A 13686-nucleotide genomic window follows, 5' to 3' on the forward strand; every position below is an offset into this window, starting at 1 on the left:
GGGAACGGGGCAATGGCGGGGCGGAGTGTAAGTCGAAGCGCCCTAAACGGTTACGGAATGGCGATAAAAAAGGTCGGAATTTGTGGGATTGGGCTTGGCGCGGGGAGCGGGCCAGGCGTGTCAGAGCTGGATTTCCATGCCTTCGGCGGCGGCGCGCACCTTGGGATAATGATCGCGGGCCGTCCTGACGATGGAGTCGATGCACTCGTCGCTATGGTCGGGATCGTGGTGGAAGAGGACGAGTTCCTTGCTACCGCTTTCCATCACGACGTTGATGGCTTCGCGCCAGTGACTGTGACCCCATCCGCGCTTTTTGGCTTCGTATTCTTCGGGCAAATACTGGGCGTCGTAGATGAGGATATCGGCGCCTTGGGCCAGCCGGCGCACATTCTTGTCGAAGATGGGATGGCCGGGTTCATTGTCGGTGGCGTAAACCAGCGTGCCTTCCTTGGTTTCAAGGCGGAAGCCGAGGCAGCCCTGGGGATGATTCAGCCACATGGATTGCACCACCGCATCGTCGAAGGCGATACGGTCTTCCTCGATGTCATAAAAATTGCGGTGGGCGGCCATTTCCGTCATGTCGACGGGAAAATACGGGTCGGCCATCTGCTCTTCGATGGCGCGCTGCAGACCACGACTGCGGCTGGAGGAGTGAAAGAAGAAGTAATTGTCCTTGCTTTCGTAGAGCGGGCCGAAGAAAGGGATGCCTTGGATGTGGTCCCAATGAAAATGAGAGATGAAGATGTGGGCGTGGATGGGCTTGCCGTCGTATTCGCTGCTTAAAGATTTTCCCAGGTTGCGAAAACCGGTACCGCAATCGAAGACATACACGCTGCCGTTGACACGGACCTCGACACACGAGGTATTGCCCCCGTACCGCATGTTCTCCGGCTGGGGTGTCGGGGTGGAGCCCCGCACGCCCCAGAATTTCACGTGCATGCGCCTCCGCTGCGCGTTCGACAAACATCCCGGCCGGCGTCAGGCCATAGGACGACGTGCGGTTTCGCTCGAAACCCCTAAAAATCGCGCAGTACCGCAAGTATAAGCCAGTTTTCAACGGCAGCGGCACCCCCCGGGTCACAAAAGGCGCAGTTCCGAAGTAGTAAATAGAAGTGGTAAATAGAAGCAGTTGCGGGGAGGAGCGGCGGCAAGGAGGAGAGGCCCCAGCTCACGGCACCGTATAATCGCAGCTCTCGTCCTGAGCCGAAGCTGTGACCAAACTCATGCTCCGCCCCGAGTTGCCGGAATTCTTGCGGCTGGCAAAGACCGCCAGCCTGGTGCCGGTGGTGAAGTCGGTCAGCGCCGACTTGCTGACGCCCGTATCGGCGTTCCTGAATGTTGCCGCCAAGGAACCGCACGCGTTCCTGCTGGAATCGGTGGAAGGCGGGGAAAAGGTGGGACGCTACACGTTCCTGGGAGCGCGTCCGTACATGCGGCTGATCGGACGAGGGGACGACGTGGTGCTGGAGCGCGGGCGAGGGCGCGAACAAAGGCAGGGCGGGGCAGTAAGCGTGCTACGCGAGTTGTTACGCCGGCACGTGCCCGCCAACGTGCCCGGGCTGCCGCCGTTCACCGCGGGCGCAGTTGGATATTTTGCTTACGACGCGGTGCGGAGCTTCGAACGCCTGCCGGAAAAAGCCAAGGACGATCTGCACGTTCCCGACTGCGTGCTGATGTTTTTCGACCGGGTGCTGGCCTTCGACCATGTGCGGCACCAGATCCACATCATCGCGTCCGCAGATGTATCGAGCGAAGACCCGCGCCGGGCCTACGATCGCGCCGCCCGCGACATCGCGCAACTGGAGCGGAAGCTGGCGCAAGGAGTGGCGCGCCGGAAGTTGGCGGCTACGTCGGCCTCCGCCGAGAAGAGGATCCAGCCCAAATCCGCGACGACGCGAGCGGACTTCCTGCGAGGTGTGCGGCGGGCCAAGGAGTACATCGCCGCCGGCGACGTCTTCCAAGTGGTGCTGTCGCAGCGTCTGGCGTTTGATCCCGGCGCCGCTGCCTTCGACATTTACCGCTCGCTGCGCACGGTGAATCCGTCGCCATACATGTATTTTCTGCGGCTAGGCGAGATGACGGTGCTGGGCTCGTCACCGGAGATGCTGGTGCGGGTGGCGGGCAGAAAGCTCGACTACCGGCCGATCGCAGGCACGCTGCCGCGCGGCGCCGACGAGCAGGAAGACCTTCGGCTGGAAGAGAAGCTGCGCCAGGATGAAAAAGAGCGCGCCGAACACGTGATGCTGGTGGACCTGGGGCGCAACGACCTGGGCCGGGTCAGCGAGTACGGCTCGGTGCGGGTGCGCGACCTGATGTACGTGGAGCGCTACTCGCACGTCATGCACCTGGTTTCCGCGATTGAAGGGAAACTGCGCGGCAATCTCGACGCCCTCGATGCATTCGCGGCGTGTTTTCCCGCGGGCACGCTGACCGGCGCGCCCAAGGTGCGGGCGATGGAGATCATCGAAGAACTGGAACCCATGCGGCGGGGGGTGTACGGAGGCTCGGTGCTGTACGCGGACTTCGCGGGCAACCTGGATTCCTGCATCGCTATTCGGACCATGCTGCTGAAGGGACGCAAGGCCTACGTCCAGGCAGGCGCGGGGATCGTGGCGGATTCCGTACCCGAGCGCGAGTTCGAAGAGTCGCTCAACAAAGCGCAGGCGCTAGTCCGGGCAGCAGAGTTGGCACAGTCGTAGGGTTCAATGAAAGTGGCCGGCAGAACCATACTCTGCCGGCCGATAAGAACGCCGAGGGTTATCACTGTTAGTGGCGGTCACCGTCGTGATCGCGGTAGCCGGTGTGGACTGGCCGCGCTCGATGAGTGACGACCGGAGCGCAATCCGCTTTCTTCGGCTGACCCGGCGGAACATCACAATTTTTCCAACCGGTTTTGTGACCTTCCGACCAACCGCGCGGTTGCCCGTTGCGGCGGAGCATCGCGTTTTGGTGATGGTTGCGACGTTCGCGCTCACGGGCTTCGAGACGCTCGTGCTCCCGACGCTGATCGCGCCAGTGATCGCGCGCACGGTCACGGTCGTGATCGCGATCGCGATCGCCAACGATGTTGTGAGTTCCGGATCCCGCTTTATCGCGATCGTGGTCATTGTCGCGGGCCAGGGCGGTACCGGTGGCCAATGCGGCGCATATTGCTAATGAAGCCAAGAACTTGGTTTTTGTCATCCTGCCTCCGTCTGGGATATCTACAAAGCAGGGGGAGGGCCAAGACACCGAGGTACGTAAGTAGCTGAACATGCTTAAGTTGGGCAAAGCCCATTGGGATGGTTACCAGGCAGGAGTTGGTATTTTTTACACCTCGTCGTGTTCGCAAATACGGTCTGCCATAGAGAATGCCTGATTCGCGAATCGTGGATCAGGCCTGAAGCCGCGCGTGCTCGTAGGCGTGCGCGAGGCGGATCAGCGTGGTTTCGTCGAAGTGGCGGCCGAGAATCTGCAGGCCGATGGGCAGGCGGTCCTTCGATTCGCCGCAGGGCACGCTGATGCCGGGCACGCCGGCCAGGTCGGCGGTCACGGTGTAGATGTCGGCAAGGTACATGGCGAGTGGGTCGTCGGATTTTTCGCCGAGCTTGAACGCAGGAGTGGGCGAGGTTGGCGTAACGATGGCGTCCACGCTCTGGAAGGCCTGCTCGAAATCTCGCGTGAGAAGAGTGCGGACGCGCTGGGCCTTGAGGTAATAGGCGTCGTAGTAGCCGGCGCTGAGAACGTAGGTGCCGAGCAGGATGCGGCGTTTGACCTCGGCGCCGAAGCCCTGGTCGCGGGAGAGGCGGTACATTTCCGAGAGCGTGCGCGCCTGCGTCGAGCGGAAGCCGTAGCGCACGCCATCGAAGCGGGCGAGGTTGGAGGAAGCTTCCGCGGTGGCGATCACGTAGTAAGTCGGGATGGCGTAGCGGGTGTGCGGCAACGAGATGGGCACGACCTCGCAGCCGATCTGCGCCATCTTCTGGATGGCAGCTTCCACGGCGGCGCGCACTTCGGGATCGAGGCCTTCCCCGAAATATTCTTTGGGTACGCCAAGCCGAAGTCCTTGTATCGGCTTGCCAATTTCCTGCTCGTAATCGGGTACCGGCATGGGGGCGGAAGTGGAATCCAGCGGATCGCGCCCGGCGATGTGGCGCAGCAGGATGGCGGCGTCTTTCACCGTCTTGGTGAGCGGACCGATATGGTCAAGCGAGGAGGCAAAAGCGATGAGACCGTAGCGCGAGACGCGGCCGTACGTTGGCATCAGGCCGACGACGCCGCAGAAGGATGCTGGCTGGCGAATCGAGCCACCGGTGTCGGAGCCGAGCGCGGCAATGGCCATGCAGGAAGCCACTGCCGCCGCCGAACCTCCCGACGATCCGCCAGGAACGCGCGCGAGATCGCGCGGGTTATGAACCGGGTAGTAGCCGGAGTTCTCGTTGGAGGAGCCCATGGCGAACTCATCGCAGTTGGTCTTGCCGAGCACCACCGCGCCGGCAACTTCCAGACGCGCCACCGCAGTACAGTCGTAAGGGGAGACGAAGTTGCCCAGGATTTTCGAGCCGGCAGTGGAGCGCACGCCGCGCATCATCATTACGTCCTTGATTGCGATGGGCACGCCGGCCAGCGGAGGCAGGGGATCGCCGCGGTCGGCGATGGCGTCAATGTGCGCGGCCTTTTCCAGTGCGCGCTCGCGGGTGAGGGTGAGGAAGGCGCAGATCTTTTCGTCGGCAGAGGCGATTTTCTTGTAGAAGCTCTCGGCCAGCGCAACCGCGCTGGTCTGCCGCTCGAGAACGGCGGTGCGGGCGGAGGCGACGGTGAGAAGGTCAATATCCATGGTCAGGAATAGTGCGCCATATTCGTGTGGCGTTTGACCTCAGCGGCTGAAGCCGCTCCTTCTCAGACCCAATGCGGCGCGGATGAAGCCGTGCCCTTCCTAAAGCAGTCCGGGCTGGCTCGCCATGTTGAGACCGAGTTCTTTCACAAACCAGCTGAGAGCCGATGGCTGACAGCTACTTCTCAATCACTTTGGGCACTTTGAAAAATGTGCCGTCGCTCTCCGGTGCGTTCTCCATGATCACCTCGCGCGGCAAGGAGGGACCGGTCTTGTCATCGCGCATGGCATAGGCAAAGCGCGCAGTGCCGATCTTGCCCTGGTCAATGCCGTAGCGGTCGGAAGTTTGGGCCATGGGCTCTACGTTAGCCGTGTCCAGCTCGTTGAGGCGCGCGACATAATCGAGAATGGAGTTCAGGTCTTTGACCATGCGCGCGCGCTCGTCTGCCGTAAGCTCCAGGTTGGCAAGCTCAGCGACATAAACAACATCGTTTTCAGTGATCGGTTGTCGGTCGTCGCTCATGCGCTCTGCGACCGCCGGTTGCCGGACAAATTGTTCATGGCTTTGGCAGATTCCTTGACGGTCACAAACTCGATCCGCTTGACCTTGGCGAACTGGTTGAGGGTGGCGAGATACCTGGGAACAAGCGAGACCAGTTCGGAGCGCCAGAGGGCGTCGGGCACCTCGACCCTGAGCACGCCGTCGGCGTAGTTGAGGGCGCGAGTGCGTGCCGCGACCGTGGCTCCGCAGGCCAGCGGCCAGCCAAGAATCGGGGCCTCCGCCGCCGGGGCGCGGCGGATGGCATCGACCACGATCTTCTGCAATCCTTCGCGCGCGCGGTCCATGTGAGCCTCCTTGCGGGCGATGAATTTGGGATTCTACCACTCGTCACCTGCGGAAGATTACCGGCGTAATTTGCGGGATTCTTTAGGCACGCTAGGATGCGTTTCGGGGTGAGTCATGAAGGATGCGCAGAGGCCGCAGGGGCTGGCCGGAATGATGGAGACCAAGATATGGGATTTCCTGACCGTGGCCGTGCTCCTGGTCGTAGTGGCACTGACGTATCTCTGGCTCGCACCGCAGTAGACCTTGGAACTTGAATCGGAGCGTTCGATACGCCGTGACTTGGGGGAGAAACGGCCTAGAGGACGCGCCGAGGTGATGGCACGGTTCGCGCCGTGCCTTTTTTATTTCAGCGATTTGCTCCTGGCCATTAGCTGTTAGCCGGAAACCGCTGCTTTTGCGTTACCTCCGGACAATGCGCGTCCGATACCGTGCCTCGGCCCGGCGTAACATTGCCGCCGATGGGCAGGTGGGCCACCATGAGTATGGGGGTGGGCCATGCCAATCAGCCGCACACAGCACGTACAGACGCCACTGAACGAAACCCGCATCTGGGACTACATCACGTTCGGAGTGCTGGTGATGCTCGCGGTCGTGATCTATTCCTGGCTGGTACCTCACTAGGGAGTTTCGAGTTTCTGGCTTCTGGCTTCTGGCTTCTGGCTTCTGGTTTCTGGTTTCTGCCTTCTGGTTTTCGGTATCCGGAATCAGTGAGGGCAGGATCGATCAGGCGCCGCGCTCGTTTTGAAAGTGCCCCCGCACGAATTCCACCGCCTGCTCGCGAGTGGTGATGGTCCCTTCCAACTGGCCGTCCTCGACGGTGGAAAGAATTTCGCGGAATCGCGGCCCCGGCCGGTACCCCATTTCCAGCAGATCGTGTCCGGTCAGAAGCGGGCGCGGACGAATCTGTTCCGGCGGCGTCTGTTCAATCTTCAGCCGCAGGAATTCGTAGATACCGAGATCACCGTGACTAGCGAGGCAATCGATACGGTGCATTTCCAGGTGCTCGCCGAATTCAGACTGGCGCATAAAGCGCTTCAGGGTTGAGGGTTTCATCTTGAGCGCATCGGCAAAGCGCATGTGCTGGCCGACGAGGGCGGCAATCTGCTCTGCATCGTCGTTGGACATGCGTAGCCGGCGCGCAATTTCCCCAGCCATGGCGACGCCGACCTCGACGTGATTGTCGAAGCGGATGCGGTCAGGCGCGACGCGGAACGTGGGCGGCTTGCCCACATCGTGTAGCAATGCGCCCCAGCCGAGCGTGCGCGAAGCGGCCGGCGGCAGCTTTTCCAGCATGAGCAGGGTGTGAATCCACACGTCACCCTCGGGATGAAACTGCGGCGGCTGCTCCACGCCCTTCATCTTCTCCACTTCGGGCAGGACTTCGTGCAGCAAGCCGGATTCATCCAGCAGCTCGAAGGCGCGGCGGGCGCGGCCCTCGGTGAGCATCTTGGTAAGCTCATCGCGCACACGTTCGCGGCTGACTTGCGAAACTTGCGGCGCCAACCGGCGAATGGCACGCATGGTAGCGTCATCGATGTGGTAGCCAAAGCGCGCGGCAAAACGCACTGCGCGCAGCATCCTCAGCTTATCTTCAGCAAAGCGCTGTTCCGGCAACCCGATGGTGCGGATGATCTGGTTCCGCAAATCATCCTGGCCGTTGACGTAATCGAGCACCTGGTTGGTGACCGGGTCGAGCAGCAGGCCGTTGATGGTGAAGTCGCGGCGGCGCACGTCTTCACGGGGATCGCGGGTGTAGGTGACCTCGTCGGGATGGCGGCCGTCGGTGTAGAGGCCGTCGGAACGGAAGGTGGCGACCTCAATTGTCGGGTGGTTGGTGGCTAGTGGTTGGCAGATGGGAGCCGCGTTCGAAGACGAGCGCGTTCCGTGGTTAACCGAATCGACCGGAACCAACACTACGCCGAACTGCGCGCCCACGGCCCAGGTTTGGGGAAAGATGCGCATGACATCGTCAGGGTGTGCGTCGGTGGAGACGTCGTAGTCAGCGGGCTCGCGGCCGAGCAACAGGTCGCGCACACATCCGCCGACCAGATAACCCTGGTACCCGTGCTCGCGCAGCGTGCGAATAATTCCGACGGCAGCGGCTTTGGCGGAAGCAGGCATTAGCTTTTGGCTCTTAGCTTTTGGCTCTTCTGTCCAAAAAGCTAATGGCTAACAGCCAAGAGCTAGTTGCTAGTATAGAGATATGCCTGACGCCTACATCCTGGGAATTGAGAGCTCCTGCGACGAGACGGCGGCGGCGGTGGTGCGCTCGGGTGAGCAGGTGATTTCCAACGTCGTGCTCTCGCAGATCGCAACGCACCGCCCGTACGGCGGCGTGGTGCCGGAACTGGCGTCGCGCGAACACCTGCGCGCCATCATTCCGGTAGTGCGGACGGCGCTGGCGGAAGCCGGGCGGGATTACCAGGCGATCGACGCCATCGCGGTCACGCGCGGTCCGGGACTGGCGGGCGCGCTGCTGGTCGGCATCAGCTTCGCCAAGGCGCTGGCGTATGCGCTCGACAAGCCGCTGATCGCGGTCAATCACCTGGAAGGACACATCCACGCCGTACTGCTGGAGGAGCGCCAGAAAGGCAATCGCGAAATGCGCTTCCCGGTGCTCGCGCTGGTGGTTTCCGGCGGGCACACGCACCTGTACCTGGCCGAGCAGCGGGGCGAAAGCTGGACCTACGGGAACATTGGGCACACGCGTGACGACGCTGCCGGCGAGGCTTTCGACAAGGTCGCCAAGCTGCTGGGGCTCGGCTATCCCGGCGGGCCGATCATTGACCAGCTTGCCGCACACGGAAGCCCCAAGGCAGTGAAGTTCACATTTGCGCAGATCAAACACAGGGATCGGAAAGATCGGGTGGACCCGGCCGAGGGCGGCCGGGCTACAGTGGAGAGCCGCGCGACATTCGACTTTTCGTTCAGCGGCATCAAGACGGCGGTGCTGCGCTACGTGGAAACGCACAAGATGGAACGCGTGATCCAGGCGCGCAGCGCTGCACTGGCCGCCCTTTCCAAACCCACCACTGCCGACATCCTGCGCTACAGCGATCCCACGACGCTCGACGTGGTAGCGTCGTTCCAAGCAGCAGTCGTCGGCGACCTTGTGGATAAAACTCTAGCCGCAGCGCGCGAGTACGATGCCGAGACATTGTTTGTCACCGGGGGCGTCGCCGCCAACAGCGAGCTGCGCCGGCGCTTTGAGGAGCAGGCGGCACAGCAGGGCTTGCCGGTCTTCTTCCCTTCTCGTCCGCTGTCCACCGACAATGCGGCGATGATTGCGGCAGCGGCGTATCCAAAATTTGTGGCGGGTGAGTTTGCCGAGCCTGAGCTTTCGGCCGAGGCGGGTTTGCAACTGCGCTAGTTGACGGCCGCGGACCCCATGGTCGCATCCAGCGCCCTGGTGAGCTGCTGATCGATGTCGATATCCTTGTAGATGACGTAGTCGGCGCGACCCTCGGGCTGCATTTCTCGCACGCTGCTGCGCCCGGCCAGCACCACGATGGGAATGCGCGCCATGCGGGCATCGGCCTTGACCGCGGTAATCAGCTCACTACCAGTCATCTTGGGCATCATTAGGTCGGTCACGATCAGGTCGGGAAGCACGGTGGCGAGGATCTGCATCGCTTCCGCGCCGTTGGTCGCCGAGGTAACCGAGAACCCGCGCTCCTCCAGGAATCTGCAGACGGTGTGCCGGATCAGCATGGAGTCGTCAACGACGAGCGCGATCTGTTGCAGCATCGTTTCTCCTGACGTCAGCACCACTACACCACGCCGGGGGCGGACGGATTACGCCATGCGACCGGAGTTTGGGTCCTGTAGCTGGAAAGTACCAAAGCGGGGAGAGGCCCCACAAGGTGACAACTGGGGTGCGGGGTATTACTTCAGTACTATGCGCGGTATTTGCGTTGCAACAAACAGCGCGGGGGATGGTGACAGGGACATTCAGTCGCCGGTCCCTTCCACCGCCGGCAGTTCCGCCATCTTGGGATCGGCGCCGGTTTTGGCCTTCACCTTGGCGCTGGTGACCAGCGCGACGGCGGCAACGATAATCACCGAGCCAGCCAGAATGTAGACGTCCACGGTCTCGTGCAACACCACCCAGCCGAGAAAGACAGCCACTACGGGATTGACATACGCGTAGGTAGCCACCTTCGGCATGGGGACGTTTTGCAGAAGCCAGATATAGGCGCTGTAACCCACCCAGGAACCGAACACGACCAGGTAGGCAATGGCGCCGATTCCTGAGGCCGTCCACTGCGCGCGCGCCGGATCGCCGAGCGCAAACGCCAGTGTGAGGTTAAGGGCGCCGGCGATTGCCATTTGCCATCCGGTGGCGGAAAAGGCATCAATGCCGTGCTGCCAGCGCTTGGACAGGGCCGACCCCAAGGCCCAGGTGAAAGAGGCGATGGGCAGCGTGAGCGCCGCCAGCAGGACGCGGCGATCCAGTGGATTGGAGGACATCTCGCGCAGCTTCGGCCATAGCAGCACCACGATCCCGGCAATGCCGAGCAGCAGGCCGGCGACACCGCGCCGGGAGATACGGTCCCCGCGAAATATCCAGGTATCGATCAGCAGGAACCAGAGCGGCGTCATGGACACGATGAGCGCCGAAAGCCCGGTAGGGACGACCTCTTCGGCATGCGCCAGGATGGGGTTAGCGAAGGTCAGAAGCAGCGCGCCTATCACACCGAGCTTTACAGCTTCCGCGAGCGTGACGCGAATTTTCCTTCCGCTCACCGCGCACCAGGCCAGCATCAGCAGACCGGCAATCAGGAAGCGCGTGCCGGTCATCAGCAGCGGCGGAATGTGTTCTACGGCGATGCCGATGCCGAGGTAGGTCGAGCCCCAGAACACATACACCAGCGCGAACGCAAAGATGACGCGAAAGCCGTGCTGGCGCGACTCGGACATAGGGGGATGGAACTTACGATAACAGATGACGAAAGCGGCAGACCGCTGCACTAGTGCACCTTTGCCAGAACATGCCCAAGCTGAAGCCTTCGGGAGCGCCGACCGGGCCGCCGGTGTAAACCGGTTACCGTCGTTCCACCGAACCATGTCTTTTGGTGGGCCGGTTTCGGTGGGCACGGGGCTATAATGGCAGCAGGTTTCAGTATGTCGCGCCCGCTGCATCACGGAAAAATCGAGGCCGCGCCGCCTTGCCGCTTGCGGCTCATCCTGACCCGTCCGCGCGCCGGGCTGAACTTTGTCCCTTCCCGCTCCCGCCCCAGCTTGTTCGGCGGCGACTAAGCGACTCTCCTCCGCCCCCGGTACTCCTGCCCGCATAGTTTGCGGGTTGGCACGCTGCATGGTTCTTGCGCCGTCGCCGTCAATGGCCCGGCATTCCTCGGAGGAAGTCATGTCGAGCACAGTCACCATTCCCGCAGGACCCCATATTCGCACTCAGTTACCTGGGCCGAACGCGCGCCGGGTACTGGAAGGCGATAAGACGTACATCTCGCCTTCATACACGCGCTCTTATCCGCTGGTCGCCAAGCGCGGCCGCGGTGTTGTCATCGAGGATGTTGACGGCAACGAGTTCCTGGATTTTGCCGCCGGCATCGCGGTCACCTCGACCGGCCATTGCCATCCCGAGGTGGTCGCCGCCATACAGCAGCAGGCGGCAGAACTGATCCACATGTCGGGCACCGATTTCTACTACGAGAACATGGTCACCTTCGCCGAGCGGCTCTCGAAAGTGGCGCCGATGAGGGGGCCTCACCGCTGCTATTTCGGCAATTCCGGCGCGGAGGCAATCGAGGCCGCCATCAAGCTGTCGCGCTATCACACCAAGCGGCAGAACATCATCGCCTTCTATGGCGCGTTCCACGGCCGCACCATGGGAGCGCTGTCGTTAACGTCGTCGAAGGTGCAGCAGCGCCGCCGTTTCTTCCCGCTGATGCCGGGCGTCACGCACGTTCCCTACCCGAACTTGTATCGACGACCTCAAGGCTCGGATGCAGAGGAATACGCGGTGGAGTGCGCGCGCTTCATCGAGCAGAAGGTACTGAAAACGACGCTGCCGCCGGAAGAGGTCGCCGCGATTTTTGTTGAGCCGATCCAGGGCGAGGGCGGATACATTGTCGCGCCGCCGGAGTTTCTGAAAGAACTGCGCCGCATCTGCGACGAGCACGGCATCCTGCTGGTTGCCGACGAAGTGCAGTGCGGCTCGGGACGAAGCGGTAAGTGGTGGGCGATCCAGCACGCGGGAGTGGAGCCGGACATCGTCTGCATTGCCAAGGGAATTGCCTCCGGCATGCCGTTGAGCGCAATCGTTACGCGCAAGGAGATCATGGACTGGGTGCCGGGCTCGCACGCCTCCACCTTCGGCGGAAACCCGGTATGCATCGCCGCCGCGCTGGCGACCATGAACGTGCTGGAACGCGAGGGCATCGCCAACGCCGATGCCGTCGGACGCCACATCATGCAGCGCATCAGCCTCTGGCCGCAGAAGTACGACCTGGTGGGAGACGTCCGCGGACGCGGGTTGATGATCGGCGTGGAACTGGTCACCAACAAGCAGAGCAAATCGCCCGCGGGACCGGCGCGCGACAAAGTGGTCGAACTGGCCTTCGAGCGCGGCTGCCTGTTCCTGGGCGCGGGGGAAAACTCCCTCCGCATCTGCCCGCCGCTCATCATCAGCAAGGAGCAGGCGGACATCGGGCTGGACATTCTGGAACAGTGCATCAGCACGGTGGACAAAGGCTCCAAGGCGGGGGCGGGAAAAGGAAAGCCGCAGGGAGCGTGAAGAGATTGCCGAATTGCAGACTTGGCCCGGTCAGAATCGGCCGGGCTTTTCTTTTACTGAATCATTGCGGAACAGTTTCGGCGATTCCGCAGTTCGGCAATTCCGCAATTACTGGATTTCCAGCATCCGGTCCAGCGCCACCCGGGCCCAGTACTTGACCTCGTCTTTGACCTGGATACGGTTCACGACGATGCCGTCCACCAGGCTTTCGAGCGCCCAGCACAGGTGCTGTGGCGAGATGCGAAACATAGTGGTGCAGAGGCAGCCGGAATCGTCGAGCGTAATCACCGTCTTGTCCGGCGCGACCTGTTTGGCGAGCCGGTTGACAAGGTGAATTTCCGTGCCGATCGCGAACTTGGATCCCGCCGGGGCCTGCTCCACCATCTTGATCAGCTTCTCGGTCGAGCCAATGCCGTCAGCCTTCTGGCAGACTTCCAGGCGGCACTCCGGATGCACGATAACCTTGATGTCGGGATACTTGGCGCGAACTTTATCGACGTGCTCGGGCAGGAAGCGCTGGTGAACCGAGCAGTGGCCCTTCCACAAAATGACCTTGGCGGCGCGAAGCCGATCCTTGCTTAGCCCGCCTTGTGGCAGAAATGGGTCCCATACCACCATATCGCCGAGCGGAATACCCATGCTAAAGGCGGTGTTGCGGCCCAGATGCTGGTCCGGGAGAAAAAGAATTTTCTCGTTCTTGGCGCGGCCCCAGTCGAATGCGCCGCGCGCGTTGGACGAGGTGCAGACCAGACCGCCGCGCTCGCCGCAAAAGGCCTTGATGGCGGCGGTCGAATTCATATAGGTAATCGGCGTAATGCCCCGGCCCGCATCGGTGGTCACGCCCAGCGCGACCAGTTGCTCCCAGCAATCTTCCACCTGCGTAATTTCGGCCATGTCAGCCATGGAGCATCCAGCATTGAGATCAGGCAGAACGACCACCTGGTCATTACGGCTGAGCACGTCGGCGCTTTCCGCCATGAAGTGCACGCCGCAGAAAACGATGAACTGGCCACGCGCTTGCGCCGCCATCTTGGAAAGCCGGTAGGAATCCCCGGTGTAGTCGGCGAAGCGGAAGACTTCGTCGCGCTGGTAATGGTGTCCGAGGACCACGCAATCTTCGCCGAGCGCCTGCTTGGCGGCGCCGATGCGCTTATCCATCGAGATATCGGGCAGGACAAGATAATTATCCAGCCTGCAGCTGGAAGCAATTGCTGTTGCCACTTTCGAACTCGCTTTCAGTCCCGCGCGTTGACCGCGTGGAACGGGGTT

Annotated in this window: 15 protein-coding genes; 7 read left to right on the forward strand and 8 right to left on the reverse strand. The window is 62.0% G+C overall.

The window, feature by feature from the left end; all coding sequences use genetic code 11:
• Positions 1–120 precede the first annotated feature (120 nt).
• On the reverse strand, positions 121–939 hold the full coding sequence (locus VFI82_01015; GenBank protein HET7183234.1) for an MBL fold metallo-hydrolase: 819 nt from the start codon (positions 937–939) through the stop codon (positions 121–123).
• 272 nt (positions 940–1211) lie between these two features.
• Between VFI82_01015 and trpE the strand changes: the two genes are divergently transcribed.
• Together trpE and VFI82_01025 are read left to right on the forward strand one after the other, a co-directional pair.
• The gene (gene trpE, locus VFI82_01020) at positions 1212–2699 is read left to right on the forward strand and encodes an anthranilate synthase component I (protein HET7183235.1); all 1488 of its coding nucleotides are present in this window, start codon (positions 1212–1214) and stop codon (positions 2697–2699) included.
• A 70-nt stretch (positions 2700–2769) separates the two neighbouring features.
• Positions 2770–3156, forward strand: coding sequence for a hypothetical protein (locus VFI82_01025; protein HET7183236.1), 387 nt, complete (start codon positions 2770–2772; stop codon positions 3154–3156).
• A gap of 217 nt (positions 3157–3373) precedes the next feature.
• Here the strand turns inward: VFI82_01025 and gatA are convergent, their stop codons facing one another.
• The 3 genes from gatA to VFI82_01040 all read right to left on the reverse strand — a co-directional run bounded on the left by gatA (position 3374) and on the right by VFI82_01040 (position 5659).
• Positions 3374–4816, reverse strand: a complete 1443-nt coding sequence (gene gatA, locus VFI82_01030) for an Asp-tRNA(Asn)/Glu-tRNA(Gln) amidotransferase subunit GatA (protein HET7183237.1) — start codon at positions 4814–4816, stop codon at positions 3374–3376.
• Between the two features lie 175 nt (positions 4817–4991).
• Positions 4992–5336: an Asp-tRNA(Asn)/Glu-tRNA(Gln) amidotransferase subunit GatC gene (gatC, locus tag VFI82_01035; GenBank protein ID HET7183238.1), complete on the reverse strand. Its 345-nt coding sequence runs from the start codon at positions 5334–5336 to the stop codon at positions 4992–4994.
• Entirely contained in the window at positions 5333–5659 is a 327-nt protein-coding gene (locus tag VFI82_01040) for a DUF721 domain-containing protein (protein HET7183239.1), read from the reverse strand. Before VFI82_01040 ends, gatC begins: the two co-directional genes overlap by 4 nt.
• A 115-nt stretch (positions 5660–5774) precedes the next feature.
• On the opposite strand from VFI82_01040, the gene VFI82_01045 reads away from it, so the two are divergent.
• Together VFI82_01045 and VFI82_01050 are read left to right on the forward strand one after the other, a co-directional pair.
• Entirely contained in the window at positions 5775–5900 is a 126-nt protein-coding gene (locus VFI82_01045; GenBank protein ID HET7183240.1) for a hypothetical protein, read from the forward strand.
• A 255-nt stretch (positions 5901–6155) separates the two neighbouring features.
• Entirely contained in the window at positions 6156–6281 is a 126-nt protein-coding gene (locus VFI82_01050; GenBank protein ID HET7183241.1) for a hypothetical protein, read from the forward strand.
• A 102-nt stretch (positions 6282–6383) separates the two neighbouring features.
• On the opposite strand, the gene VFI82_01055 is transcribed toward VFI82_01050, so the two are convergent.
• The gene (locus VFI82_01055; protein HET7183242.1) at positions 6384–7781 is read right to left on the reverse strand and encodes a CCA tRNA nucleotidyltransferase; all 1398 of its coding nucleotides are present in this window, start codon (positions 7779–7781) and stop codon (positions 6384–6386) included.
• Between the two features lie 82 nt (positions 7782–7863).
• On the opposite strand from VFI82_01055, the gene tsaD reads away from it, so the two are divergent.
• Positions 7864–9030, forward strand: a complete 1167-nt coding sequence (gene tsaD / locus VFI82_01060) for a tRNA (adenosine(37)-N6)-threonylcarbamoyltransferase complex transferase subunit TsaD (protein HET7183243.1) — start codon at positions 7864–7866, stop codon at positions 9028–9030.
• On the opposite strand, the gene VFI82_01065 is transcribed toward tsaD, so the two are convergent.
• Both VFI82_01065 and VFI82_01070 read right to left on the reverse strand, forming a co-directional pair.
• Positions 9027–9407: a response regulator gene (locus VFI82_01065; protein ID HET7183244.1), complete on the reverse strand. Its 381-nt coding sequence runs from the start codon at positions 9405–9407 to the stop codon at positions 9027–9029. The genes tsaD and VFI82_01065 overlap by 4 nt on opposite strands.
• 204 nt (positions 9408–9611) lie before the next feature.
• The gene (locus VFI82_01070; GenBank protein HET7183245.1) at positions 9612–10580 is read right to left on the reverse strand and encodes an EamA family transporter; all 969 of its coding nucleotides are present in this window, start codon (positions 10578–10580) and stop codon (positions 9612–9614) included.
• A gap of 204 nt (positions 10581–10784) precedes the next feature.
• Between VFI82_01070 and VFI82_01075 the strand changes: the two genes are divergently transcribed.
• Both VFI82_01075 and VFI82_01080 read left to right on the forward strand, forming a co-directional pair.
• A complete protein-coding gene (locus VFI82_01075) occupies positions 10785–10919 on the forward strand; it encodes a hypothetical protein (protein ID HET7183246.1) in 135 nt (44 codons plus the stop codon).
• Positions 10920–11028: 109 nt separating this feature from the next.
• A complete protein-coding gene (locus VFI82_01080) occupies positions 11029–12417 on the forward strand; it encodes an acetyl ornithine aminotransferase family protein (GenBank protein ID HET7183247.1) in 1389 nt (462 codons plus the stop codon).
• 108 nt (positions 12418–12525) lie between these two features.
• Here the strand turns inward: VFI82_01080 and nadA are convergent, their stop codons facing one another.
• Complete coding sequence (gene nadA, locus VFI82_01085) at positions 12526–13638, reverse strand: quinolinate synthase NadA (GenBank protein ID HET7183248.1); 1113 nt, start codon at positions 13636–13638, stop codon at positions 12526–12528.
• Between the last annotated feature and the right edge of the window lie 48 nt (positions 13639–13686).

The organism is Terriglobales bacterium, assembly GCA_035691485.1.
In the GTDB taxonomy this organism is placed as follows: Bacteria; Acidobacteriota; Terriglobia; order Terriglobales; family Acidobacteriaceae; genus JAIQGF01.

Excerpts from the sequence above, each read along its gene's own strand:
- tsaD (HET7183243.1), top strand. The coding sequence starts at position 7,864 with ATGCCTGACGCCTACATCCTGGGAATTGAGAGCTCCTGCGACGAGACG.
- VFI82_01040 (HET7183239.1), bottom strand. The coding sequence starts at position 5,659 with ATGGACCGCGCGCGCGAAGGATTGCAGAAGATCGTGGTCGATGCCATC.
- VFI82_01080 (HET7183247.1), top strand. The coding sequence starts at position 11,029 with ATGTCGAGCACAGTCACCATTCCCGCAGGACCCCATATTCGCACTCAG.
- VFI82_01075 (HET7183246.1), top strand. The coding sequence starts at position 10,785 with ATGTCGCGCCCGCTGCATCACGGAAAAATCGAGGCCGCGCCGCCTTGC.
- VFI82_01065 (HET7183244.1), bottom strand. The coding sequence starts at position 9,407 with ATGCTGCAACAGATCGCGCTCGTCGTTGACGACTCCATGCTGATCCGG.
- VFI82_01055 (HET7183242.1), bottom strand. The coding sequence starts at position 7,781 with ATGCCTGCTTCCGCCAAAGCCGCTGCCGTCGGAATTATTCGCACGCTG.
- VFI82_01045 (HET7183240.1), top strand. The coding sequence starts at position 5,775 with ATGAAGGATGCGCAGAGGCCGCAGGGGCTGGCCGGAATGATGGAGACC.
- gatC (HET7183238.1), bottom strand. The coding sequence starts at position 5,336 with ATGAGCGACGACCGACAACCGATCACTGAAAACGATGTTGTTTATGTC.
- gatA (HET7183237.1), bottom strand. The coding sequence starts at position 4,816 with ATGGATATTGACCTTCTCACCGTCGCCTCCGCCCGCACCGCCGTTCTC.
- VFI82_01070 (HET7183245.1), bottom strand. The coding sequence starts at position 10,580 with ATGTCCGAGTCGCGCCAGCACGGCTTTCGCGTCATCTTTGCGTTCGCG.
- VFI82_01050 (HET7183241.1), top strand. The coding sequence starts at position 6,156 with ATGCCAATCAGCCGCACACAGCACGTACAGACGCCACTGAACGAAACC.
- VFI82_01015 (HET7183234.1), bottom strand. The coding sequence starts at position 939 with ATGCACGTGAAATTCTGGGGCGTGCGGGGCTCCACCCCGACACCCCAG.